We start from the raw sequence: 24,766 nt of genomic DNA, 5'->3' as shown, positions 1-24,766 counted from the left end.
TTGCGCCAAAAGTTTTGAGCAGTGTGCGCCCAAAGCGTAAAATTTAAACAGGTTTTAACAGTTTTATACTGATGTTACGGACGTATGCCTAAATAATTGGCAGGCGTTATCTGTAACAGTTCGTTTTTAATGTCGTCACTTACATTTAGTGTGCCAATGAAACTGTGAATCGCCTCCTGGTTAATTACGGTATTGGTACGGGTAAGCTCTTTCAGTGCTTCGTATGGGTTAGGGTAAGCCTCACGACGCAGTATGGTTTGTATAGCCTCAGCAACTACAGCCCAGTTCTTCTCTAGGTCTTCGGCAAACTTATCAGCATTAAGCAGCAGCTTGTTAAGGCCTTTAAGTGTGGCTTCAAACGCAATTAATGTGTGCCCCATAGGTACACCTACATTGCGCAGCACGGTACTGTCGGTAAGGTCGCGTTGCAGGCGCGATATTGGCAGCTTTGCAGAAAGGTGCTCAAACAATGCATTGGCGATGCCCAGGTTACCTTCCGAGTTTTCAAAATCGATAGGGTTAACCTTGTGTGGCATGGCAGACGAACCTACCTCGCCGGCTTTGATTTTTTGTTTGAAATAGTCCATAGACACATACGTCCATATATCGCGGTCAAGGTCTATCAGTATGGTGTTGATGCGTTTAAGAGCATCAAAAAACGCTGCAAAGTGGTCGTAGTGCTCTATTTGGGTAGTAGGGAACGAATGTTTAAGGCCAAGTGTACCCTCTACAAAGTCCTGCCCGAATTTACGCCAGTCGTTTTTAGGGTAGGCTACAAAGTGCGCATTAAAGTTACCCGTAGCGCCGCCAAACTTAGCTGCAAAAGGAACGTTGAACAACAACCTCATTTGCTCCTCAAGGCGTTCTACAAATACGTGGATTTCTTTGCCCAGGCGGGTAGGAGAGGCGGGTTGGCCATGGGTACGCGCCAGCATAGGCACATCTGCCCATTCTATGCTCAGTTCTTTCAGCTTGGCTATAACCGAGATAAGTGATGGCAGATACGCGTTTTCAAACGCCTCCTTAGTAGAAAGCGGAATAGCCGTATTGTTTATGTCCTGGCTGGTAAGCCCAAAGTGGATAAACTCTTTATAGGCATCAAGGCCCAGTGTATCAAAGGCGGCTTTTATAAAATACTCCACGGCTTTAACGTCGTGGTTAGTAGTTTTTTCTATTTCTTTAATGGAAAGTGCATCATCTGCTGAAAAATTCCTGTAAATGTCGCGCAGGGCTTCATACAGGTTTTTGTCTACGCCGCTAAGCTGTGGAAGGGGAAGTTCGCAAAGTGCAATGAAATACTCTATTTCTACCAGTACGCGGTACTTAATAAGTGCCTGCTCAGAGAAATAAGCGGCAAGCGACTGGGTTTTGCTCCTGTACCTGCCATCTATAGGCGATATGGCGTTCAGTTCAGATAATTGATGCATAAATATTGTGTTGTATTATTTATGCGCGCAAATATAAGGTTTTTACGGGGAATAGAAAAATGTGTTTTTTACAGCCACGAATTGCACAAATTTCGGGAAATTTCTTTAGGTATTATGCCACGTTTCGTCTTTGCAAGTAGGAACGACGAAGCAATCTCGTTACTTCGTCACGATGGCGTGGATATATTCTATCGGATTTAATAATTATTCTAAAAACCAAGCTCCAATTTGTGATAAAGTTATGACGTATGCGCCAATGAAATTGATTAATCCGATAACGATGGGTAATACCGCGATTTTTCCTTTAGATGTTAATAGATGAATAATCAATAAAATCACCCAGGCAGGTAATATTAAAAATGTTGCAATACAGAGGTATATAGACACGATAGGATAAAAATTGGGTAAATAAGAATAACCTTCATCAGGAGTAGGATAATGGCCTAAATGATTTGCGGCAAGTAGATACCAAATAATTAATATAAACAGGTACAGAAAAGGTATTGTGCTTATAGTATAAAAAATAATTTTCCAGATTTTCATAAGTCAGATGATTTTTATTAGAACTCATGTAGTTCTGAGAAATTGTGTTGTAGTTTATATTCACACCTCAATTTCCGTCTTCTTCACCCGTACCAACTTCCTCCCAACTCTAAACAATACAAAAGCAACAAGGAACAGTATAACCATACCTACCAGCCTGCCAACCATAGCGCCGGTTGTTTTAGCTTCAAGGGTGTTGGGTATGGTAATAAGGGTACCTATAACTATTAGTACTGCAAGCAGGATTATTACATAACCCAGTATATTTTTAGGTGTCTTTTTCATTATGGTTTAAAAGTATAAATAATTGCTTTTAAATACTTTGTTTTGTTTTATTAAGGCAGTAACAAAGCTGAAAGTGCCTTCAATTGTTTCTAATTTTCTTGTCCAGGCAGTCGTCCCTACCCACAAATCGTTAATACCCTTTTTATCGTAATCAATTAAAAGTATCTTCGAGGAAATGCCAGGACCACTCGATAGCCCATAACAGATTATAAGGGTATTTTCATTTTTTGCAAGAAATATTAGCCCTCTGCTTGGAATATTTTCATCCTCGATGATATCGCTGTCCTGATATTCACCATTGAGTTCGCTTATTGAGAATTCTCCGTTATTCAGGCATTTCAGGATTTTGGTAATATGCTGTGGTATTTGCTTTTTGGAGGTACATATTTCAAACTTGTCTGTTTTCAACCTCTGCAGAAACAAATCTACATTTTTATCATTGAGTATTTTTATGGTATCCGGTACAAAACCACAGTTTTTCTGGGCAAAAGCCGTAAATGAGAAAAACAAAAATATCAGGAAAACGAGGTGTGGTTTCATTGGTTGGTTGTATGTTTTATTGTAAAAGTTTATCCCTTAATACCCTCATTCCTTCGCCGCCGCCCATAGCAAGCACTTCAATTCTGTGTTGCATATTGGGTATGGTAGCCGGGCGCGGGTCTATATAGTAAATTAGGGCATCGGGTTTGGCGTAGTCTACCAGTCCGGCAGCGGGGTACACCTGCATGCTGGTGCCTATCACTACAATAATGTCGGCCTTGTCTACGGCTTCGGCGGCTTCTATAATGGCAGGTACCGCCTCGCCAAACCACACTATATGCGGACGCAACTGCTTGCCGGTTTGTGGGTGCAGTTGGCCTACGGTTATATCCTCTTTCCAGTCGATGATGGCCTCAGTATTTACCGTGCAGCGTGCTTTAAGCAATTCCCCGTGTAAGTGAATAATGTTAGTACTCCCTGCGCGTTCGTGCAGGTCGTCTACGTTTTGGGTAACCACCGTAATGTCAAAATCCTTTTCCAGTTCCGCAATGATTTTGTGGGCTTCATTTGGTTGTACCTCAAAAAGCTGCCTGCGCCTTTGGTTGTAAAATTCCAGTACCAGCGCGGGATTCTTACGGAAACCTTCGGGGGTGGCCACTTCCATAACGTCGTGTCCTTCCCACAGGCCGTTTGCATCCCTAAAGGTGGCTACACCGCTTTCGGCGCTTACCCCGGCTCCCGATAGTATTACTAATTTCTTTTTCATATTTCAAATGTAAGAAAGTTTCTATGGTGTTCCATTTCGACGATAGGAGAAATCTCTTTTAAAAATCAACATTTTGAGATTTTTCGACTCCGCTGCGCTGCGCTCAAAATGGAAAAGGACTGCCCATATAGCAGTCCTTAATATACTTATAATGGTAAAAAGGTTACACCTTACCCAATGTGTACAGTTGTTCCAGTGTAGGCGATTTGCTTCCTCCGGCAGGCTCCAGCGTTATACCAAAGGCTTGTGGGCCGTTGTAGCTGTCCATTTTAAAGATGCTGCCGTTTTCGTCTTTATCGTTAATGATACCTATGCTGGTAGGGGTAAGCGGATCGAGCTTAAGTGCCCACACCTGGTACACCTTGCCTTCGGGTGCTTCGGGCAGGCCGGCTACGTCTACATAAATTTCGCCATTGGTTTTGTTCATGTATACCTCGGCGTAAGCTTTTGGCGATGCTTCCTGGCCTTCCAGTTTTATAATGGTATTATCGGTACTGCGCAGTACCGCAAGTGCCTGGTCTTTTGCTTTATTGCTTTTTTCGGACTGGGCTAACAGCTGTTCAAACTTAGTGCGCTGCGCCGATGCCGATTGTACTTCCTTGGTGGCTTCGTTGTATTTTATGTATTGGTACCCAAAGCCAAACATGAATACCACGGCCGCTGCCCAACCCAGGTACTGGGCGGTTTTGTTCGGTTTCGGGTGCAGCGGTATTGTATCGTTGCCGTGTTTTTCTATCAGCTTTTCGCGAATGCGCTCGTAATTGGCAGCCGAAAGTTGTGGCGATACCGCATACGAAAGGTTTATCACGGCCTTTTCTATATCCAGTATTTCGGCATCAATTTCCGGATGTTGTACCGCAAAGGCGTGTACCTCGCGGTTCTCGTCCTCGGTAAGTAACCCAAAAACATACAGTTCCAGTATGCCCGATGCTATGTAAGCAGAAGTATCCATCTTATGCGTTTAATATATTTCGTAGTTCTCCTATACAGTTCCTGTTTTGTGTTTTTACCGTGCCCAGCGGTATTTCCAGTTCTTCGCTGGCCTCTTGCTGGGTATAGCCTTTAAAGAATAAAAGGTCTATAAGCTTTATACATTTTGGTTTCAGCTTGTTTATAAACTCTTTAATACCAATGGCGTCTATACGGTTTGTAACACTTGTGTTATAATCAAGTATATGTACGAAGTTATCGCTTGATAGGTTTTTTTTGGTGTTAGTATAGCCTTTAGACCGTAGCTTGTCTATGCAGGCATTGCGCGTTATTTTTAGCATCCATGTAAAAAGGCGGCCTTTGCCTTCGTTATAGGAATCTATGTTTTTCCAGATTTTTACAAAAACTTCCTGCAACAGGTCTTCACTTTCTTCCTTGTCTTTTAAAATGTTGAAAATTACACCATACATGTTCTTAGAATACATGTCGTACAGTGTGGTAAAGGCTTTGCTGTCTTTTTTGTAAATTTGCGCCAGTAATTCTTCCTGTGTCATTTTTACGGGTTTGGTTACCCTAAGTTAGGAAGTTTTTATTTACCAGCAGCATACAAATGAGAAATACATCAGATATACATTACCTTAATTACCTTGAAGGCTTTATTACAGAGAGCCGCCGCGATAACTTTTTGCGCATACTGGCACAGCGCAGTAAACACTTTACTGTAGCCATAGAAGATATATTCCAGCTGCACAATACCAGTGCCGTACTGCGTACCTGCGAAGTTTTTGGGGTACAGGAACTGAATGTAATAGAGGAGAAGTACGGTAAAAAAATAGATAAGGAAATAGCCCTGGGTGCACAAAAGTGGGTAGATGTAAACCGGTTTGATAATACCACGGCGTGTTTAAATAGCTTGCGTAACAAAGGCTATCGTATTATAGCTACATCGCCGCATGCTGAGGCAGCCGATCTTGATGATTTTGATATTACACAACCGGCAGCATTATTTTTTGGTACCGAAAGGCTGGGACTCACCCAGGAGGTGCTGGATCAGGCCGATGGTTTTATAAAAATACCCATGCTGGGTTTTACCGAGAGCCTGAACATATCGTCGTCTGCGGCGATAATTATACAAAACCTGAGTCAGAGGTTGCGGAAATCAGATATAGAATGGCAACTTACAGCAGAAGAACTGTTAGAAAAGCGCATTGACTGGGCGCAGAAATCTATAAAAGACATCGATTTTATTACCCAGCGCTACTTGGAGGGTATACCGGTTTAGTGGTGTACGGCCTTGTACTCTTCATAACAGCCGCTTATGGCGTCCATTATCTGCAGGTCGTTAGCGGTTTTTATAAACTCTTCGCTATAATTACAGCGTTCCAGTATTTCGGCTATATCGTCTTTGGTTACTCCCAGTAGGGCAGAAAGTGTTTCGCGGTCAAATTTGTTAGCCAGTGCATTGCGCACGGCATCGTCCTTCTTCATTTCGCGCAGCCTGCGCATTTCGGTAGGTTTTTTACCAAATACATTGTGCAACAGGTCGGCAGGGTTAAATGCCGAGCTTACAATGCGGTTAAACGCGTTAGGGGAGTTGTTTCCTCCTTCATACCCGTACGGAAGGCCTGCTATATTGTAGCGGTAGTTTTTATCCTGTACCGGTGCCAGTTTAGCGTCTATTTGCAGGTAACCCGTTAGGTTATATTTGTTAATGAATATCTCATCAAGCACTTTTGCCTTTTCGGTAAGGGGAATACGTGTTGCGGTGGCGTTTTTAATCCAGTCGTTAGTAACGCGTACCTTTAGCGGCTGATAACCAATAAAAGATATGTGAAGTGTGTCGTTAACCGATGCTTCAATGGTAAAGTTTCCCTTTATATCGGTGGTGGTACCTTTTACCTTGTTAATATTGATAACGCTTGCATCCGATATAGGTAGCATGGTTATATCTGATACTATGGTACCCGAAACTTTGGTTTGACAGTTGGCGCTAAGTGATAGCAGTGTGATAAAAAAAACTACAAAATACCTCATTGGCTTATTATGAGTTGTAAAAGTAATAAACAAACGCGATATTTTGTAGTTAGTATATAAGGAAAGAAATATTTTTTAGCTGCGGCGTGGTTTCCTGTCTCTAGGAGCGCTGTCGCTACGGCGTGGCGGACGTGATCCACCATCCCTGCGAGGGCCTTTGTTAAAGCCTCCCTCACGGCGTTCGCCTCGTGGGCTGCCGCCGCCAAAACCACCACTGCGTCCGTTATGGTCGCGGCGGTTGCCGTTGCGGCTTCCACCGTCGTTTTTAGATATTTCTACGTTCAGCCTGCGGCCTTCAAGGTGCATGCTGTTCAGGGTGTTAAGTACCATATCGGCGTGTTGGCCATCGGTATTAAAGAAAGAGAATCCTTCTTTAACATCCACTTTAAAGATGTCATCACGGCCAAGGCCAAGGGTATCACGTAGGAAATCCTTAAGGCTCATCCAGTCGAAATCGTCACGAGAACCTATGTTTACAAAGAAACGTACAGCACCATCGGTACTACCGCTAAAGCTGCCTTCGCTACGCTCTTTACCTGCTTTGCTGGCAGAAAGGTCTTTGTTTTTCTTGTAGTAGTTAAGGAACCTGTTAAATTCTACCGATACCATTTTCTTGATAAGTTCTTCCTTAGAAAGATCTTTCATTACTTCATAAATGGCAGGAAGGTAAGCGTCTATTTCGTGGTCTACCTCTACATCGTGTATTTTGTTAGCCAGGTGAAGCAGCTGAATTTCGCAGATTTCGATACCTGAAGGAATGTTTTTCTCTTCAAATTTCTGCTTGATTACTTTTTCAATGGCGTTTATCTTGCGTAGTTCTGTCTTTGTAATGATTACAATAGAAGTACCCGACCTACCTGCACGACCTGTACGGCCACTTCGGTGGTTATAGGTTTCTATATCATCAGGTAACTGGTAGTTTACTACGTGCGTTACGTTATCTACGTCTATACCACGTGCAGCCACGTCTGTAGCAACAAGCATTTGTATCTGCCTGCCACGGAACGATTTCATTACCGCATCACGTTGCGCCTGGCTAAGGTCGCCGTGTAGTGCAGCAGCGTTGTATCCGTCTTCAATAAGTTTTTCGGCTACAGCCTGGGTATCCCTTTTTGTACGGCAAAATACTACCGAGAAGATATCCGGGTTAGCATCGGCTATACGTTTAAGGGCTTCGTAACGATCACGTGCGTTTACAAGGTAAAACTCGTGCGATACAGTGCTCGATCCCTGGTTTTTATGCCCTACGGTAATTTCAAGCGGCTTGCGCATAAACTCGCGTGCTATGCGAGCCACTTCCTGTGGCATAGTGGCGCTAAACAGCCATGTGCTTTTTTCATCGGGCGTAGTAGACAGTATCGAAACGATATCGTCATAAAAGCCCATGTTTAGCATTTCGTCTGCCTCGTCAAGTACACAAAAGTCAATGTTGCTTATGTCTACCATTCCGCGGTTTATCATGTCCTGCATACGGCCCGGGGTAGCTACAATAACCTGTGCACCTCTGCGTATTTCGCGCGCTTGGTCGTTTATACTGGCACCACCATATATGGCTACGGTGTTCAGTCCTTTAACGTATTTAGAGTAAAGCTTTATTTCATTTGTAATTTGCAGACACAGTTCACGCGTAGGCGATAGTATAAGCGCCTGTGTGTTCCTGTTCTCAGGATCTATTTTCTGGATAAGCGGAAATCCAAAGGCTGCAGTTTTGCCGGTACCGGTTTGGGCCAGAGCCACCATGTCGGTATCTTTTTCCAATAGTAGGGGTATGGCTTTTTCCTGTACTTCCGACGGGTTTTCAAAACCCAGGTCGTTAATCGCCTTTACAAGCGGCTCGCTTAGCCCCAATAGTTCAAATTTGTTCATATATGCTTTTAAATAAGCCGCAAAGGTACGTTTTATTAACTACAATAGCTAATGCGATTTGCAGATTTATTTTAAGGCTAATAATTGTAAATCAAGGGGTTATTTTTTCAGGAAATCTATAAGCTGCTTTACGGCCCTGCCGCGGTGGCTTAAACGTGCTTTTTCATCAAGAGAAATTTGCGCAAAAGTAACGGCTAAACCTTCCGGCTGAAATACAGGGTCGTAGCCAAAACCCTGCTCTCCAGTCTTTTCGGTTGTAATAACTCCGTTTACAATTCCGGTAAACAAATGCTGCTCGCCATCAAGGTTCAGCGCTATTACGGTTTTAAAGTTGGCATTACGGTTTGGGTTGTTGCTAAGTTCTGTCAAAAGCTTGTCCATGTTAGCGTTAGCGTCTTTGGCTTCGCCGGCATAGCGTGCGCTGTATACGCCGGGCGCACCGTTAAGGGCGTCTACTTCCAGGCCGGTATCGTCGGCAAAACAGTTGTAGCCATATTTTTCGGTTACATAGTTTGCTTTCAGTATGGCATTGCCTTCTATGGTTTCGGCAGTTTCGGGTATGTCTTCGGTACAGCCTATGTCTTCCAGGCTTAGCAGTTCTATGTCGGCAGGCAGCTGGTGCCTTATTTCCTGTAGTTTGTTTTTGTTGTTTGATGCAAAAACCAGTTTCATAATAGTGGTATTGTTTACTTACGGCAAAGTACGTCAGTAATTGTTGCAATACCAAGAAAACGCACGTTTTTACCTTTGTGTATGTCAGACGAAGCAGTTATAACGGCTATAAACTCGAAAATATTAATGATGATAATGAAGATAAGGTATGCCCAGTAGAGTTGTGGTATGTCTTTACCGAAACGGATAGCCCTTTCGCTAAATTCACCATTTTTTATAAATATGCTTATTGTCCATCCTAGCAACAAGCTGTTAAACGGCATTACAACAAGCTGCGCCAATAATGCCTGTAAAGCATGCCAGCGTATAAAGTAGCTGCTTTTTCTTCTCGCTAAAAAATAGATTATAGAGGCTGTGGTGTTTACTATGGGTAGGGGTAGCCCGCATACTATACCGGCTATGCTCATAAGATAGGCATTTGCGGCGGGTTCGTACTCGTAGGGTTGTACCTGGTAAGTTTGCGTGTTGGTGGTCATAATCCTTTTTGTATGTTCCATGCCCAGTTAAGGCAAACGAGGAGTATAAGCAGGCCGATAAGCCATTTTGCAGAAAACACCTTTTCGGCGGCTTTGTACCTTGTGTAAAGGGTATTCTTTTTTAATACAAAGTCATACAGCAGCCAAAATGGTGTTGTAATCATAAACAGGGCTATGGTATATCCCATAGGGTTCATGAGTCCGGCTTGTGCTATGTGGCCTTGTGCAAGTAAAAGTACAGCGCGTGTACTGCCACAGGAAGGGCAGGCTATACCTGTTGCGTTTTTAAAGATACATACCGTAAAATTATTATGGTTGTGGGCGTGGGTTAATGACCAGCCTACATAAATATATGATAGGGTAAGCAGTATGGATAACGACAGGTATAGCTTGTTCCTGCTCATAAAATTTTACAGATACATCTGTAGTTTTTCTATGTTTTTCTGTTTTGTAGCATCCTGAATAAGGAATAGGTCTACCAGCCACCATATACCGCAGCCACCGCCTGTAAGCAGTTTACCTACTCCAAGTCCGGTATCGCCAATGATAAAACGGTCTATACCAAGGCTACCGGCAAATATAGATACGATAAGAGTGGTAGAAGGGTCTTTAAGTTCTACACTATTTATCATAGCCCATTTAGATTCGTCTGCGGCAAGAAGCCTTTCGCGGATAAAGCTGATTTGAGCCGGTTGAAAATACTTGGCGTTAGCCATCATGTACATGTCTACTTTTTGAGAGTCCATAATTGGTGTTTATTTGTTAAGGTTGTTGAAAGTATAAAACTAAAAAAATATTTTATGTAAACGTTTTTTTAACATAAAACTTTTTCAACATTCGCAATTGATGTCGTAGAAACGTAAGGATAGTTAGCTGTTTTATGAAAAAGCTTTTTATGTTACTTCATATGCATCTAAAATATTATGATAGTAGTAATATTATGGTTACTTTTGATGCGTTTTTTAAACACCAATGTAAAATTCTGATTATGGTAAAAGATCTGTTTGAGAGGATACAGAAAAATAAAGGCCCTCTTGGCAAATGGGCATCACAAGCCGAAGGTTACTTTGTGTTTCCTAAGCTTGAAGGTCCGCTTGGAAACCGCATGATGTTTCATGGGAAAAGTGTAATAAACTGGAGTATAAATGATTATCTTGGTCTTGCTGCGCATCCCGAGGTATTAAAGGTTGATGCCGAAGCCGCTGCCGAATATGGCGCTGCATACCCAATGGGTGCCCGTATGATGAGTGGACACACAACTTGGCACGAAAAACTGGAGCAGGAACTTGCTGCATTTGTAGGCAAAGAATCGGCTTACCTGCTAAACTTCGGTTATCAGGGTATGGTAAGTACTATTGATGCCCTTGTAAGCAAAAACGACGTTATTGTATACGATGTAGACAGCCACTCGTGTATTATAGACGGTGTACGCCTGCACATGGGTAAGCGTTTTACCTACAAGCACAACGATATAGAAAGTATTGAGAAAAACCTGGAGCGCGCCAGGAATATGGCCGAAACTACCGGTGGTGGTATATTGCTTATTACCGAAGGTGTATTTGGTATGCGTGGCCAGCAGGGTAAACTTAAAGAAATCGTAGCACTGAAGGAAAAATATAACTTCCGACTGCTTGTAGACGATGCGCACGGTTTTGGTACTTTGGGTAAAACCGGTGCCGGAGCAGGTGAGGAGCAAGGATGCCAGGATGGTATAGATGTGTACTTCTCTACGTTTGCCAAATCTATGGCGGGTATAGGTGCATTTATTGCCGCTGATAAGGATGTTATTGACTTCCTGAAATACAACCTGCGTTCGCAAATGTTTGCTAAGGCACTGCCTATGATATTTGTAAAAGGTGCCCTTAAGCGCCTTGAAATGCTACGCAGCATGCCTGAACTTAAAGACAAGCTGTGGGAAAACGTTAACTACCTGCAAAACGGACTTAAAGAAAAAGGCTTTAATATAGGTGATACCAATACCTGTGTAACACCTGTATACCTTGAAGGAAGCATACCGGAAGCCATGGTTATGGTAAACGACCTTAGGGAGAACTATGGTATATTCCTTAGTATAGTAGTGTACCCTGTTATACCTAAAGGAATTATCCTGCTTAGGATGATACCTACGGCTACACATACTAAACAGGATATAGATGAAACCCTGGCTGCGTATGAAGCCATTCGCGAAAAGCTGGCAAACGGTACGTATAAAGCTATCGCTGCACAAACTACCGTAGACGTTTCTGCTGAGTAATTTTATTACTTTATATAAAAAAACAAGGGCCGCAATTGCGGCCCTTATTCATTGTTTTTGTTTGGTTTTTATCCTTTTATAAACCTGCTGCCAAGCTGCTTACCCGAAGCTGCCTTAAGCTGTATTACGTAAGTGCCCTTGGCAAGGTGCTGTACGTTTACTTTACCATCCTTAATTTTTTCTGTACTTACCAGCCTGCCCTCTACCGTAAATATTGATGCTTCTGTAGGGGTAAAGCTCCCGGTGTTTTTAATGTTCAGTACATCTTTAGCAGGGTTAGGATATAGAGTAAAAAGTTCTTTGCTGTTTTGATTTAACCCAAGTGTGCTGCCTTCTACGGCAAGCAGGGCTGTGTCTACTTCAGGGTTTTCAAAAATATCTATGGTACCCGATGGCCATTTTATTACCACTTGCTCTATAGCATCGGTAGTACCTAAACCAAAATGAGGATTTAGGGTATTCATGTACCTAAAGCCGTCGCCGCTTCTTACATCGCGTATTTGTTTCTCTATTCCTGGGCCTGTAGTGTGTACTTCTACACGGGCGCCTATACCATTACTATTGCTGGCTACGCCCTGCATGTTTATTTTTATCCAGTGATTACCGTTGTCATAATTAAAGTATACATTACTGCCGGTTACCACATCCAGGAAACCGTCGTTGTTAAGGTCACCAATAGGGCCGTTGCCAAAAGTAACCGGTTTTGGTGAAAATGTCATATCCCCATTATTAAGCATCAGTTTATTACCGCCGCCAATAACATCTACCCAACCGTCGTTATTAAAGTCAAAGGCTACGTGTTCTATATTGAGCATTAAGTTTGTATCATACCCCGAACCTTCAGTAACATTGGTAAAAGTTCCATCGCCGTTGTTGCGCATTAGCTTATGGCTACCATCTGTATCACTGCTGGCACCTATAAGCACATCCATATCGCCATCGTTATCAAAATCGGCCCAAGCACTAGACCACGATTGCTGGTAATCTACAAAGCCCGCTTCTAAGGCTACATTGGTAAACGTACCGTCACCATTGTTACGGTGCAGTTCGTCTACTGCTGCAGGGTTTTGAGATCCGCCACGGCATTTGGCTATAAAAAGGTCGCTGTCGCCGTCGTTGTCATAATCTATCCATATAGAACCGTAGTTGCCCCCTGTAGATACATCGCCAAGTCCACCCTGGTGGAAGGTAAATCCGCCCACGCCATCGTTCAGGAAATACACATTAGGTTGTATGTCGTGGCATACAAAGGCATCAAGATTACCATCATTGTTTATATCGGCAAAGTTTGTCCTTTGCGAAAATATGTATTGCGGACTGTGGTGAATGGTGCCAAAACCCGTACCGTCATTGTTTGCCAGTACTATATCGGCTCCGCTACCGCCACCATACAATAGGTCGTTATAGCCGTTTTTATCAAAATCACCTGCCGCCATACTCCAGTTGGCAGTATTGCTTACCCCCGTTGTTGTAAGGGTTGCGCTTGTAAAACCGCTGTCGTTAGTGGCCTGGTACAGCATGCCTACACTACTGGTGCCGGGTGCTACTATGTCGTCAAGGTAATCGCCGTTCATGTCTACAACCCCGTAAACTGTGCCACTGACAGTTATAGCCTGCTGTGTAAACATAGGCGGCGAATATTCTTCTTCTGTAATTAAAAAGTGGAAATTATCACTGTTCCAGTAGTTGTCAAATGCTATATAATAAGTAGTGTTTGCCTGTGCCGTGAAGCTAACTATGGAAGAGTAGTTCGGTCCAGAATCATCGTCTCCGGCCACACAGGTAAGGCTTCCGCAGGTACCACTATATATGTGTACGCGGGTGTCTTTATTTTCATATCCTGTTACTGTAGTACTAAGTGTAGTTGTATAAAGCTGTGTGGGGGTATAGGTATACCATGTACCCAGGGTAGGTGCATTATTGCCGTTGCTAAGGCAATAAGGGGTAGGGAGTTCGCTTCCGTCTGTATAGCCTGCCTCGTAGACTGTGTCGGGTAATGCGGCAGGCGCGTTGCTACAGGTGGTTTGTGCCAGTGCAGTGCAGCATACTGTAATGGCAGCAAGGGTAAAAAGGTGTTTCATAATTAATAGTTTGATGGTTATAAAAGTTTTTCTTGGTTTTACTGGCAGGGGGCATCCATATTGTTTATCCAGTCTTTTATCATGGCTACAGCCTCGGTATGGACAATGGTACGACCCAGTAGTGGCATACGTTCGGATACTTCATTAGTATTTATCCTGTAATGCAGCGCCGAACGGTTTACGTTCTGTTTTGAGACAATATAGGTTAAAGCTGGGTTTATGGATTCCTGTGGAGCTATGCATATACCCAGGTTATGGTCTGTAGTACTTTCGCTAAAAGCAAAACGCATAACGCGGTATGAACAGTGCGCTCCTTCGCTGTGGCAATGCGCACAATTTATATCCAGGTACGAGCGTACACGCAAGTCCAGCGGTTGCGATGTGTCGGTCCAGTCTACCGTGCTTACTATGTTTTGGGGTACAGCCTCGTCAAGATAGCCTTCGGTAATCCACTTGCTCAGCTGGTTTTGGCTGCCATCGGTATAAGCGTAATTTTTGTTCAGGTTTTGTGGCTTAGGGCCTATAGGTATAGGAACATTGTCGCTTTTATGGCAGGTAAGGCATTCGGATTCATTTGGTATGCGGTAGCTGGCGCTTTTGGTGGTGCCATCTTGCTGCCAACTAATGTCTACATAACTGCCATCCATATTAAGGGTGGCTTCAGTTTGGGCTTCGTTCCAAATGTAATCGGCAAATATCCATCCGGTTTCCTTCTTTATCAGCAGGCGGGTTTCCAGTATGCGGGTAACATTATCCGGTAATACATTATCGTAGTAGAAGTTTTTTATGAGTACCGTGCCAACAGGAAACTCCAGTACTTTACCGTCTCCGTTATAGGTGGCTTTAGTACCGTCGGGCATCCATACAAAGCGTTTTTTGTGGGCATAGTCGGTAAAAAGGGTGCTGTTTAAATCATATGGTAAAACCTTATAAGCAGGCTCCATGTTTTTCATTTCACCTTCATAAAACTTATAGTCGCTAAGGTTTTGATACGGTACTGTAGCCAGGTCTACATTTACAAGCGAAACCGGTACGTACTCTTTAGAATCGTCTGAACCACAGGAAAACAATAGGCAAAGGCTACAAGACAGCAATAGCCACTTGTTAAATAATAGTGTTTTTTTCATAGAATTTTTGCAATTGGTTCTCTATTGACAAATATATATGAAAAAAACTAACGTTAACATAATATTAACGTGCTAAGTTGTTCAAAATGTGGTTTTAACACACCGCAACCGATATTGTCACTTTTTTTCCGGGTAGGGTGTGGGTTATTCGCAGGGAGATTCCATACTGTCTATCCATTGCTTTATAAGGGCATTGGCTTCGGCATCTTTTACAGTGCGGCCTATTACCGGCATAAGCAGGGTTTGGTTGGTGCTTTCCATAAGGTAGTACATCAACGAATGGTCGGCAGATTGTTTTTGTACAATGTTTTCCTGTCCGTCTATAAAAATCTCGTTTGAAGGAACGCAAAATGCAAAACTTTCAGGATTAGTAGTTTCGTTAAAGGCATAGCGCGTTTGTGAGTTTTCGCAGAAACCGCCATCAATGTGGCAGTGGGCGCAGTTAATATCCAGGTAAGAGCGTACACGCAGTTCCAGTGGCTGCGCTGCATCTTTCCAGTCTACAGTGCTTACTATATTTTGTGGTGCGGTATCAAGATAGCCAAAGCTCATCCACTTGCTCAGCTGGTTTTGGCTGCCGTCTGTATAGGTGTAATTCCTGTTCAGGTTTTGCGGTTTAGGGCCTATAGGTATACCTGCATTGTCCATCTGGTGGCACTGTTTACACTGGTTTGCGGCCGGTATACGGTAGTTGGTTTGGCGCAGTACACCATTTTCCATCCAGCCCACACGTTTTATTATTTGAACCGTATTTATTGTAGCCTCTGTTTTTTCGTCGTTCCACACATAATCAGCAAATATCCAGCCGGTTTCCTTTTTTATCATTACGCGGGTTTCCACAACATTAGTGGGGTCGCCTTCTTCAAGAGCATCATAATAGAATGTTTTTATAAGCGCTGCCCCTACAGGAAAATCAAGCACCTGCCCATCGGTAGTATACGTGGCCTGTGTTCCGGCAGGCATCCATACAAATCGTTCTTTGTGGGCGTAGTCTGTAAACAGCGTACTGTTCAGGTCATACGGCAGTACACCATAAGCAGGTACTCGGTCTTTCAGTTCGCCTTCAAAGAATTTGTATTTGCTCAGGCTGTCGTAAGGCACCTGTGTAAGATCCATTTCTACCGGAGATACCGGTACCGGTGTGTATGCTTCGTCGTCATTTCCGCACGAAACTATGATCCATGCAGTAAGCAATAAAAGAAGGCAACGGTACAGGTAAGTGTGTTTCATAGGGTTACAGCAGTAGTGTTTGGCGGCAAATATAGCATTAATGTTTTAAATGCAGTTTTACCCTGTGTCCTTTTAATTCGTCCAGTGCTTCGGAGCTGGTGTGGTCAAAGGTTTCTTCGTGAAGCGTGCGCTCTTTTTTCAGGCTAAGGCGTTTTAAAGCGTTGCAAAAACGGCGTATTTCGGTAGGAGTGTTCAGTTCTATGGCAGGTACCTGTACTGTTTTTCCGGAGGCGTCTTTTGCCACCATGGTAAAATAAGATGAGTTGCAGTGTTTTACTACACCTGTCTGAATGTTTTCAGATGTAACGCGGATGCCTACAATCATAGAGCTGTTGCCCACGTAGTTTACCGATGCCTTCATGGTTACCAGTTCGCCCACCTCTATAGGGTTCAGGAAGTCTACCGTGTCTACGCTGGCAGTAACACAGTAGGTGCCACTGTAGCGCGATGCCGATGCAAAGGCTATCTGGTCCATAAGCATTAATATATATCCTCCGTGTATCTTGCCGCTGAAATTTTGGTGCGAAGGCAGCATCAGTTCAGAGATGGTTACCCTCGACTCATTTGCCCTGCGAAAATGTTCTTCCATAATTATAGTGTGTTGTTTTATTGGTCTAAAGAGCTATTATCAGTCAAATCTTCATCTTCATTTTTAAAAGCCCGGTTCAAAATATTCTCGGGTAGTTCTTTTTTGGGACTTACACCTAATTTTTTCAGTTTTTGTACACTTACAATTAAATTACCTCTACCTTCAAATAGTTTATTCATTGCCCCTTCATATGCCTTTTTCCCTTCATCCATCTTCTTTCCGACACCGATGAGGTCATTCATAAAACCTTCGAATTTATCGTACAGTGCACCGGCCTGTCGGGCTATTTCATTGGCATTTTCTTGTCTTTTATGGTTTGTCCACATGGTGTCTATGGTACGCAGGGTAGCCAGCAGGGTGCTTGGGGTAACAATAACTATGTTGCGCTCAAAAGCCTTGTTGTATAGTTTAGTGTCTTCATTAAGGGCTATTGCAAACGCCGGTTCTATAGGTATGAAAAGCAACACAAAATCAGGACTTTCCATTTGGTACAGGTCATGGTAGCTTTTAGCGCTCAGCTGGTCTACATGGCGGCGTATAGAGTTTACGTGCTCCTTAAGGTGTTCCAGCCTCAGCGGGTCGTCGTCTTCGTTTACATAGCGTTCGTAGGCCACTAACGATACTTTGCTGTCTACTACCATCTTTTTACCGTCGGGCAGGTTTATTACCACATCGGGCTGCACGCGGCTGCCGTCTTCCAGCTGGTGGCTTTGCTGTACAAAATACTCGCGGCCTTTTTCCAGCCCCGATTTTTCCAGTACGCGTTCCAGTATCAGCTCGCCCCAGTTACCCTGCATTTTGGTATCGCCTTTTAGTGCTTTGGTAAGGTTTAGCGTTTCGCGGCTCATTACCTCGTTCATTTCCTTAAGGCCTACAATTTGCTGGCGCAATGCCGCATGGTAATCAATACTCTCCTTATGGGTATCTTCTACTTTTTTCTCAAAAAGCTGTATCTTTTCCTGTAGTGGCGAAAGGATGTTTTTCAGGTTTTCGCGGTTCTGTTCGGTAAACTTATTCGATTTTTCCTCCAGTATTTTGTTGGCTAGGTTTTCAAATTCCTTGGTGAATTTTTCGCGCAGTTCATCGGTTTCCTGGCGCTGTTCGCGCATACGTTCCACAAGGTTGTCGTAGTCGGTTTCCGATTTCGTAAGCTGAATAGACAGGGCGTCTTTTTCGCTACGCAGGGCATCGCGCTCTGCTACGGTTTGGGCAAGCTGCTTTTCGGTAAGCTGCTTTTCGTTTCCTGATTGTATTTTTAGCTGTTCTATAAGCTGTAGCTGGCTGGCCTGGCGCTCTTCCAGCACTTTTTGGTCGGCAGCCGCTTTCGCTGCAAATATCTGTTTGCCAATGAATATGCCTATAATAAGCGCAACAATAAAAGCGATAAGTAGGGTAAGGGTTTCGGGCATTTGAAAAAATTGTGTTTGCAAAATGTAAAAGTACGCAAAAATAATTCGCGCCGCCAGCCGTTTATAATACACAAACCAAAACCTTTTCATGAAAAAACTACTTTTTTCAATAGCTGCTTTTTGTTCGTTATTGTTACATGCACAAAACCAGCCCGTAGTAGAATGGATAAACACCAATGCCATTGTTATAGAAGATGCCACACCTACCACTCCGCCCGCGGCCTTTGCTGCCAATGTGCCCAAAAAGTTTAAAGATGCCCGTGTGTTCGGATTTGGGGAAGCCAGCCACCACGGAAAGGAGTTTTTCGACCTAAAGGCGAAGTTTTTCAAGTATTTGGTAGAGAACCAGGGCGTAACGCTTTTTATAATGGAGGAAAGCTATCAGGCCGAAGAGGGTATTAACCGCTGGATTTCGGGAGGTGAGGGTGACATCAATACCATAAAGGACAATTTTAGGCTAATTATATGGCACAATAAGGAAGTAGTGGAACTGCTGCAATGGATGCGCAATTACAATGCAGGCAAACCCCGCGAAAAGCAGGTGCGCTTTTACGGAATGGACAACCAGATGGGTGACAGCCTGAATACAAAACTGCGCAACTACGTAAAAAAACACAACATAAGCATTGATGAAAACCTGCTCACGGCTGCCGACAGTTGCGCCGCCGCTAAACTTAAAGCTGGCGGACTAAAAGGCTGGGGAGACAAAATGCATCCTCAGCTGCAACAGGTGCGCAAGGTATTGGAAAGTAAGTCGGGGAGGTTATCGGCTGCCGGTAGTGAGGAATATTATGACACGATGCGTGCGCTAAACTATCTGGAAGAATATACTTTGTTTGTTACGGCTCCGTATTCACAAAGCCGCGATAGGGATATGTACAACAACGTAGTGGAAATATTACAGCACGAAGGGCCAAATAGCAAGGCGTTTGTATGGGCGCACAATGCGCACATTGACAAGAAATCGTACGGGCATTATAGTAGCCTGTCGGTGGGGGCAAGGCTTAAAGAGCATTTTGCTGACGCCTATTATGCTGTGGGTTTCGATTTTGGTGCCGGAATACTGCCGGGTCTTGTTATAAAAGATAAAAAAGCGAATGGCTGGAAAAACTACGACTTTAAAACGCCTTACAAAGGCACCCATGCCGAGGTACTGGTACAGGCTCAACCCGATGTTTTTTTTGTAGACATGGATACTGCAAATACTAATAAAGATGCTGCCAAGTTTTTCAATAAGAAACTAAAACAGCTGTTTTTAGGTGGCCCGGGATACAACCCCGATGAGCCCTTTTTTATGAAAGTGAAGTTTGCCGAACATTATGACGGTATCATTTTTGTAAAAAACATTTTGCCGGCTACTTATGATTTTTCGTTTTAACAACCATTCAATGACAATTAAAAACCTTACAATATACATACTACTGTTTATTGTGGCACTTACACGCGCGCAGGATAAAAACGTAGTGGCATGGCTTGATGCTAATGCCACCCCGATTGAAGATGCTACCCCAACCACACCGCCTACGGCCTTTGCTGCCAGTGTACCGCAAAAGTTTAAGGATGCCCGTATTTTCGGGTTTGGGGAGGCTACCCACCACGGCAAGGAGTTTTTCGACCTGAAAGCGAAATTTTTTAAGTACCTGGTGGAAAACCAAGGTGTGAAAGTGTTTATTCTGGAAAGCGGGTACAGCAATTGCCGTGAGATAAACCTATGGCTGGATGAAGGGACTAAAACATCGAGGGAAATGGCCCGGCAGCTGGGGTTCCTGATATGGATGTGTGAAGAAATGACCGACCTGTTGCAATGGATGAAAGATTATAATAGAGGTAAGCCGGTTGCCGAACGTATACGGTTTTATGGTATGGACGACCAGTTTGGCCATGGCATTAATAAACAGGTAAGGCAGTTTGTAACACAGTATAAGCTGAACATCCCGGAGCAACAGCTTATGGCAGCCGACAGTTGCTCGGCGTTACAGTACGGTAATATAAAGGCTGAACGTAAGTGGCTGGAAAATAAAGCTACCCAGTTAGATGATTTAAAATTAGCTATAGAAAAAGCAACCGTTTCTTTTACAGGGACAGATAAAACGGTAGCCAACGAAACCCTGCATGCCATAGATGTACTGTTGCAGTATATAAGGCTTACTGCAACACCGGGTATTGCGCTGCGCGATGAACACATGTACCAAAATGTACAGTGGATTATGCAACAGGAACGCCAAGGTAGTAAAGCCTTTATATGGGCGCATAACGGGCATATAAACAAGAAAGGCATGGCGGGGTACAATGTGCCGTCGGTAGGGAGCAGGCTAAAACAGTACTATGGCGATGCTTATTACAGCATGGCGTTTGATTTTAGCAAAGGCAGGTTATATACTACTACAATCGATAAGGCTGAAAATTCAAAAGCATCGGTTTATACGTTAGATGAAACCGAGAAAAAAACCTATGCTTTTACATTTTCTCAGGCCAAACACGATGTGTTTTTTATAGATATGACTACAGCAGAGCGTTCTCCGGTTATGGAAAAATTCCTGAATAGTAACAAGAAACAGTACTATGCCGGTAATGGAGGCTTTTTAAAAGATCATGCTGCTAAAAAACTAAAATACCCGGAGGAGTACGATGGGGTTATTTTCGTAAAAACCATTTCTGTACCACATTATATTAAAGAAGCCATGCCCGTGCGGTTTTATATAGAATAGTTTAGCGCTTAAACGGGGTTATTTAAAAGGGCGAACATGCTGTACTTTTTTTAAATAAAGTTCTTTTCCGTTATCATCAATTAAGATGACGGTCTTTTTTTTAAATTGAAAGGTACTGATATGGTTTTTCAGAAAGAAAAAGTAATCGACGATTTGCTTTTCGTGTGTTTTTAAAAAATTGCGGGTTACTGCAACAGAGTCCTTGCCTTGTTGAAAGAAAACATCGCTTGAAAGACTTCCTCTCCAAAACCTATATTCTTTAATAGTTACGTTTTTAAACCGGGGCTCTTTTGTTTGTAACTTATCATAGGTAAAGTGCACGTAAAGGGTATCGAATTTTTCAATGTCTTTAATGTTTTTAGCAGGCAGCTGGCTTACTCTACCGACTTTTTTAACAACAGCAAGCAGCTTCTTTCTTTCTTCCATACCAATGTTTTCATTGACGTAAAACTCAGGATAGAATGAGCAAATTTTGGTAAAGTATCTGTTTTGGTACAGTTCTAATTCAATTTCATCTCCATCAGATACATAGGCTCCGGTATAGTCCTCTACAACTGCCTTATTTACCGAGGCAGCTTCAGCAAAAACATTTGAGAGGCTGTCGCGTTGTACTTTGGGTAATTTTCTGGAGTATAACAAGGTATCATATCTATCACCCGTAACCAGCATATAAAACGTAAGGTTGCCGTTACTGTCTTTTACCAAAAAATCGCCCGCGTATGGCGATGAATAGTCTTTAATACAGGTTTTTAATATAAGGGCATTGCTGTCCTTTAGATGCAGCAGCTTTACATAAGGGTTTGTTTTATGGTCTATGTACTGAAACTGCACAGCAGGAACTTTAAGTTCCCGGTGTAGGGAGCAGCCCATAACTATAACCGCTAAAATGAGTAGATATTTTTTCATGTAGCTAATGCCTATGCCTGTTCATCAGGTTTTAAAATTACTAAAACTCTCCTAAAACTGATTTATCTCCCCTGCAAATTCCGTAATTTAGTAAGGAAAAATTTGCAATATGGAAACCCGTGAAACAATTGCTGTTTTAGACAGTCGCCTTGTAGAAGCCATGAAAACCAGTAATGTAGCCGAGCTTGATTTACTGCTGTCGGATACGCTTATATTTACAAACCAATTCGGACATCTGGTAACCAAAGCCGATGACTTAGCCATGCACCGCGACGGCAAGCTGGAAATATACAGCCTGGAAGTTAGCGCCCAACTGATAATGGTAGAAGGCGATGTGGCTGTGGTAAGCACGGTGCAGGATGTTAGCGGCAGTTCAGACGGGCATGCCTATACCGGTATTTACCGCTATACCCGTGTATGGAAACAGTTTACCGACGGCTGGAAAGTAATAGCCGGGCATATAAGCCAGATTATTTCGTAGCTTTACGTCATTATACAACTAACACCACTGCATGAAACTAAAAGTTATAGCCTTTGATGCTGACGACACCCTATTTATAAACGAACCGTATTTTGAAGAAACCGAAAAGGCGTTTTGCGTACTTATGGAAGACTACCTTAGCCATAAGAGCATCAGCCAGGAGGTGTACCTTAACCAGATAAAAAACCTGCCGCTGTACGGCTACGGTATTAAGGCATACATACTTAGTATGATAGAAACCGCAATACACATTTCGGGCGGTACGGTAACCAACAAGCACATAACCCGCATACTGGAACTGGGCAAGGAACTGCTGCAAAAACCCATAGAACTTATAGATGGGGTAGAGGAAACCCTGAAAACCCTGCACGGCGACTACAAGCTTGTGGTGGCTACTAAGGGCGACCTGAAAGACCAGCAACGCAAGCTGCACGACAGCGGCCTGGGGCCTTACTTTCACCATATTGAGGTAATGGCTGATAAGGAGGCGCTAAACTACGAGAAGCTACTGAAACGCCTGGAAATAGAACCGCATGAGTTTATGATGATAGGCAATTCGCTGAAGAGCGATGTGTTGCCCGTACTGGAAATAGGCGGCTATGCCTGCCACATACCATTCCATACTACCTGGGCACACGAGCGTATAGACCACGAAGTAAGGCACCCCAACTTCTGGGCGTTTAAGGATGTGCGCGAAGTACTTTCATTACTTCCGAAAAATGAGTAAAGTGGAGCCGATTTTCTTTGAAACCGAAACCGACTTCAGGCAATGGCTGGAGAAACACCATGAAACTGCCAATGAAGTTGTAGTAGGGTATTATAAAGTAAGTTCGGGCAGGCCGTCCATGACGTGGAGCCAATCGGTAGACCAGGCGCTGTGCTTCGGCTGGATAGACGGCGTGGTACACAATATAGACGAGCATGCTTATCGCAGGCGCTTTACGCCCCGCAGGCCGGGCAGTATATGGAGCGCCGTTAACATAGATAAAATAGAAAAGCTGCTTGAAGCCGGACTGGTGTACCCTATGGGGCTTGCGGCCTTTGAAAAGCGACAGGAACACAAATCGCGTATCTATTCCTATGAGAAGGATGAGGTTGCTACTTTGCCACCCGATATGGAAGCTGAATTTAAGTCCAATGAAGCTGCATGGGAGTTTTTTAATACGTATCCGCCGGGGTTAAAGAAAACCATACTGCACTGGGTAACGGCTGCCAAGCAGGAAAAAACACGCCGCCAGCGTTTTGAACAGCTCCTGGAGGCCAGTAAACAACACAAACGAATCCGTTAATAATTATGAGCCAACAAAACTATAACAACCACATACGCTGGTATGCGCCGCACCATTTTGTATTTTATCCTGTAATGCTGGTTCTTATGGGGTTTTGCGCCTATAAAGCATTTAGTAATAATTGTTCGCAAGAAGTATGGACAATGCTGGGTATAGCGTTTTTTACCATTTCTTGGCTGGCGTATATGCTAAGACAGCATTATGCCCTTACACTGCAAAACCGCCTTATCCTTACCGAACTACGCTACCGTTATTTTGTGCTGACAGGTAAGCGTTTTGAATTGCTCGAAGCGAATCTTACCGACGGGCAGGTTTTTGCGCTGCGCTTTGCTCCGGATGAGGAGTTTGTAGCCCTTTCCGAACGCGCTGTTGCCGAGAAGCTTTCGCCAAACGAAATAAAAAAGGCTATTAAAAACTGGAAAGGTGATTACCGCAGGGTGTAATTACAAAACAATTTCGGGAGCAATGATGCTGAAATTGTTTTGCTGTTCCAACAGTTGTTGTACTATGTAGCCTGTGAGGTTAAACCACTCGTAGCACTCATTAAGCACCCATGCATCGGAGGAGCTTACAAGCCTGTTATCTTCTGCCAGAAACTTATCGGGGGAATTGTCCAGGATTGCATCCCACTTATAACCGTATTGTTCGGCAGTTTCATAGCACAGGGCTTTCATTTTGCCGCTGTTCGATACAGGCTGGTCAAATACCCATACCACACGGGCTGCATTAAGTTGCTGTAGCGCATTGCCTGCCAATGTTAAAACCTCTTCGGTTTGCTGTACCCGTTTGTAGGTACCGTGTACCGATGATATGTCGCGGTAGCAACCATCAAGCCCTTTAAATACATACCCACCCGAAAGTAATGTTTCCAATACTATCAGAATATTAAAACCGTCCAGGTAAAGGGTTTTGCCTTCAAGCTGGTGGGGCAGGAGTGCTTTTTTCTGCCTCAGTGCAATATCCTGTGCGCTGCATGCCATACCCTGTAGTGCTATTATTTGGCGGGTTTTAAGGCGGTAGCGGTTGCCCGTAAGTATCAGTGATGCCTTTACCGGATAATCACGGCTTAGCAGGTAATACATATCCTGCAAGGCTTCCCGGAGTTTATCCTGCTGGCGGATATTGCCAAAAAGTGCATCATCTTCAGAGCTTTTGCCACGGCTGCGGCGGGCGGTAGGTTCTTGTTCCATCGGGTGCAAATTAAACAATCACG

The 24,766-nt window shown here is 43.5% G+C and carries 28 protein-coding genes; 8 read left to right on the top strand and 20 right to left on the bottom strand.

From position 1 onward, the window contains the following. Positions 1-74 precede the first annotated feature (74 nt). From purB to ACLI1A_RS14655, 7 genes are all read right to left on the bottom strand, one after another. Positions 75-1,427, bottom strand: coding sequence for an adenylosuccinate lyase (gene purB, locus ACLI1A_RS14685; RefSeq protein WP_411409432.1), 1,353 nt, complete (start codon positions 1,425-1,427; stop codon positions 75-77). 204 nt (positions 1,428-1,631) lie between these two features. Continuing rightward, complete coding sequence (locus tag ACLI1A_RS14680; RefSeq protein ID WP_411409431.1) at positions 1,632-1,970, bottom strand: hypothetical protein; 339 nt, start codon at positions 1,968-1,970, stop codon at positions 1,632-1,634. 60 nt (positions 1,971-2,030) lie between these two features. Continuing rightward, positions 2,031-2,255: a hypothetical protein gene (locus tag ACLI1A_RS14675; RefSeq protein WP_411409430.1), complete on the bottom strand. Its 225-nt coding sequence runs from the start codon at positions 2,253-2,255 to the stop codon at positions 2,031-2,033. Between the two features lie 6 nt (positions 2,256-2,261). Then, entirely contained in the window at positions 2,262-2,795 is a 534-nt protein-coding gene (locus ACLI1A_RS14670; protein WP_411409429.1) for a hypothetical protein, read from the bottom strand. A 16-nt stretch (positions 2,796-2,811) separates the two neighbouring features. Continuing rightward, positions 2,812-3,501: an SIR2 family NAD-dependent protein deacylase gene (locus ACLI1A_RS14665; protein WP_411409428.1), complete on the bottom strand. Its 690-nt coding sequence runs from the start codon at positions 3,499-3,501 to the stop codon at positions 2,812-2,814. A gap of 163 nt (positions 3,502-3,664) precedes the next feature. Continuing rightward, positions 3,665-4,453, bottom strand: coding sequence for an anti-sigma factor domain-containing protein (locus ACLI1A_RS14660; RefSeq protein WP_411409427.1), 789 nt, complete (start codon positions 4,451-4,453; stop codon positions 3,665-3,667). A 1-nt stretch (position 4,454) separates the two neighbouring features. Next, positions 4,455-4,985, bottom strand: coding sequence for an RNA polymerase sigma factor (locus ACLI1A_RS14655; RefSeq protein ID WP_411409426.1), 531 nt, complete (start codon positions 4,983-4,985; stop codon positions 4,455-4,457). A 56-nt stretch (positions 4,986-5,041) separates the two neighbouring features. Here ACLI1A_RS14655 and ACLI1A_RS14650 point away from each other — a divergent pair, with 56 nt between their 5' ends. Then, on the top strand, positions 5,042-5,713 hold the full coding sequence (locus ACLI1A_RS14650; RefSeq protein ID WP_411409425.1) for a TrmH family RNA methyltransferase: 672 nt from the start codon (positions 5,042-5,044) through the stop codon (positions 5,711-5,713). On the opposite strand, the gene ACLI1A_RS14645 is transcribed toward ACLI1A_RS14650, so the two are convergent. The 6 genes from ACLI1A_RS14645 to ACLI1A_RS14620 form a co-directional block, all read right to left on the bottom strand. Then, positions 5,710-6,465 (bottom strand): carboxypeptidase-like regulatory domain-containing protein, encoded by a 756-nt coding sequence (locus tag ACLI1A_RS14645; protein ID WP_411409424.1) that lies wholly within the window; start codon positions 6,463-6,465, stop codon positions 5,710-5,712. The genes ACLI1A_RS14650 and ACLI1A_RS14645 overlap by 4 nt on opposite strands. 75 nt (positions 6,466-6,540) lie before the next feature. Further along, complete coding sequence (locus ACLI1A_RS14640) at positions 6,541-8,331, bottom strand: DEAD/DEAH box helicase (protein ID WP_411409423.1); 1,791 nt, start codon at positions 8,329-8,331, stop codon at positions 6,541-6,543. A 99-nt stretch (positions 8,332-8,430) separates the two neighbouring features. Further along, complete coding sequence (locus ACLI1A_RS14635; RefSeq protein ID WP_411409422.1) at positions 8,431-9,003, bottom strand: non-canonical purine NTP diphosphatase; 573 nt, start codon at positions 9,001-9,003, stop codon at positions 8,431-8,433. A gap of 14 nt (positions 9,004-9,017) precedes the next feature. After that, entirely contained in the window at positions 9,018-9,479 is a 462-nt protein-coding gene (locus tag ACLI1A_RS14630) for a DUF4870 domain-containing protein (protein WP_411409421.1), read from the bottom strand. Then, positions 9,476-9,883 (bottom strand): DUF2752 domain-containing protein, encoded by a 408-nt coding sequence (locus tag ACLI1A_RS14625; protein ID WP_411409420.1) that lies wholly within the window; start codon positions 9,881-9,883, stop codon positions 9,476-9,478. Before ACLI1A_RS14625 ends, ACLI1A_RS14630 begins: the two co-directional genes overlap by 4 nt. A 6-nt stretch (positions 9,884-9,889) precedes the next feature. After that, a complete protein-coding gene (locus ACLI1A_RS14620) occupies positions 9,890-10,225 on the bottom strand; it encodes a TM2 domain-containing protein (RefSeq protein WP_411409419.1) in 336 nt (111 codons plus the stop codon). A gap of 242 nt (positions 10,226-10,467) precedes the next feature. Between ACLI1A_RS14620 and ACLI1A_RS14615 the strand changes: the two genes are divergently transcribed. Next, a complete protein-coding gene (locus ACLI1A_RS14615; RefSeq protein ID WP_411409418.1) occupies positions 10,468-11,733 on the top strand; it encodes an aminotransferase class I/II-fold pyridoxal phosphate-dependent enzyme in 1,266 nt (421 codons plus the stop codon). 68 nt (positions 11,734-11,801) lie between these two features. Here the strand turns inward: ACLI1A_RS14615 and ACLI1A_RS14610 are convergent, their stop codons facing one another. From ACLI1A_RS14610 to rmuC, 5 genes are all read right to left on the bottom strand, one after another. Then, entirely contained in the window at positions 11,802-13,814 is a 2,013-nt protein-coding gene (locus ACLI1A_RS14610; protein ID WP_411409417.1) for an FG-GAP-like repeat-containing protein, read from the bottom strand. A 38-nt stretch (positions 13,815-13,852) separates the two neighbouring features. Beyond that, positions 13,853-14,941 carry a hypothetical protein gene (locus tag ACLI1A_RS14605; protein WP_411409416.1) on the bottom strand — a complete coding sequence of 363 codons (1,089 nt, stop codon included), beginning with the start codon at positions 14,939-14,941 and terminating at the stop codon, positions 13,853-13,855. Positions 14,942-15,085: 144 nt separating this feature from the next. Continuing rightward, positions 15,086-16,171 (bottom strand): hypothetical protein, encoded by a 1,086-nt coding sequence (locus tag ACLI1A_RS14600; protein WP_411409415.1) that lies wholly within the window; start codon positions 16,169-16,171, stop codon positions 15,086-15,088. Between the two features lie 37 nt (positions 16,172-16,208). Beyond that, a complete protein-coding gene (locus tag ACLI1A_RS14595) occupies positions 16,209-16,760 on the bottom strand; it encodes an acyl-CoA thioesterase (RefSeq protein WP_411409414.1) in 552 nt (183 codons plus the stop codon). Between the two features lie 17 nt (positions 16,761-16,777). Beyond that, entirely contained in the window at positions 16,778-18,169 is a 1,392-nt protein-coding gene (gene rmuC, locus ACLI1A_RS14590) for a DNA recombination protein RmuC (RefSeq protein ID WP_411409413.1), read from the bottom strand. An 88-nt stretch (positions 18,170-18,257) separates the two neighbouring features. On the opposite strand from rmuC, the gene ACLI1A_RS14585 reads away from it, so the two are divergent. Together ACLI1A_RS14585 and ACLI1A_RS14580 are read left to right on the top strand one after the other, a co-directional pair. Beyond that, positions 18,258-19,547, top strand: a complete 1,290-nt coding sequence (locus ACLI1A_RS14585) for an erythromycin esterase family protein (RefSeq protein WP_411409412.1) — start codon at positions 18,258-18,260, stop codon at positions 19,545-19,547. 10 nt (positions 19,548-19,557) lie between these two features. Next, a complete protein-coding gene (locus ACLI1A_RS14580) occupies positions 19,558-20,877 on the top strand; it encodes an erythromycin esterase family protein (protein ID WP_411409411.1) in 1,320 nt (439 codons plus the stop codon). Between the two features lie 18 nt (positions 20,878-20,895). On the opposite strand, the gene ACLI1A_RS14575 is transcribed toward ACLI1A_RS14580, so the two are convergent. Next, the gene (locus ACLI1A_RS14575; protein WP_411409410.1) at positions 20,896-21,783 is read right to left on the bottom strand and encodes a hypothetical protein; all 888 of its coding nucleotides are present in this window, start codon (positions 21,781-21,783) and stop codon (positions 20,896-20,898) included. 109 nt (positions 21,784-21,892) lie between these two features. On the opposite strand from ACLI1A_RS14575, the gene ACLI1A_RS14570 reads away from it, so the two are divergent. The 4 genes from ACLI1A_RS14570 to ACLI1A_RS14555 are packed head-to-tail and all read left to right on the top strand — an operon-like array spanning position 21,893 to position 23,996. Next, a complete protein-coding gene (locus tag ACLI1A_RS14570) occupies positions 21,893-22,264 on the top strand; it encodes a nuclear transport factor 2 family protein (RefSeq protein ID WP_411409409.1) in 372 nt (123 codons plus the stop codon). Between the two features lie 31 nt (positions 22,265-22,295). Continuing rightward, entirely contained in the window at positions 22,296-22,991 is a 696-nt protein-coding gene (locus ACLI1A_RS14565) for an HAD family hydrolase (protein ID WP_411409408.1), read from the top strand. Continuing rightward, positions 22,984-23,553: a YdeI/OmpD-associated family protein gene (locus ACLI1A_RS14560; RefSeq protein WP_411409407.1), complete on the top strand. Its 570-nt coding sequence runs from the start codon at positions 22,984-22,986 to the stop codon at positions 23,551-23,553. The genes ACLI1A_RS14565 and ACLI1A_RS14560 overlap by 8 nt, the downstream gene beginning before the upstream one ends. A gap of 5 nt (positions 23,554-23,558) precedes the next feature. Beyond that, positions 23,559-23,996, top strand: coding sequence for a DUF6526 family protein (locus ACLI1A_RS14555; protein WP_411409406.1), 438 nt, complete (start codon positions 23,559-23,561; stop codon positions 23,994-23,996). Here the strand turns inward: ACLI1A_RS14555 and ACLI1A_RS14550 are convergent, their stop codons facing one another. Continuing rightward, on the bottom strand, positions 23,997-24,743 hold the full coding sequence (locus tag ACLI1A_RS14550; protein ID WP_411409405.1) for a DUF434 domain-containing protein: 747 nt from the start codon (positions 24,741-24,743) through the stop codon (positions 23,997-23,999). It lies immediately after the preceding gene. Between the last annotated feature and the right edge of the window lie 23 nt (positions 24,744-24,766).

It is taken from the genome of Flavobacterium sp. RHBU_3, from assembly GCF_046613565.1.
In the GTDB taxonomy this organism is placed as follows: Bacteria; Bacteroidota; Bacteroidia; order Flavobacteriales; family Flavobacteriaceae; genus Flavobacterium.
The sequence above is the reverse complement of the archived record's forward strand: the minus strand, read 5'-3'. Positions and strand labels throughout refer to the sequence as shown.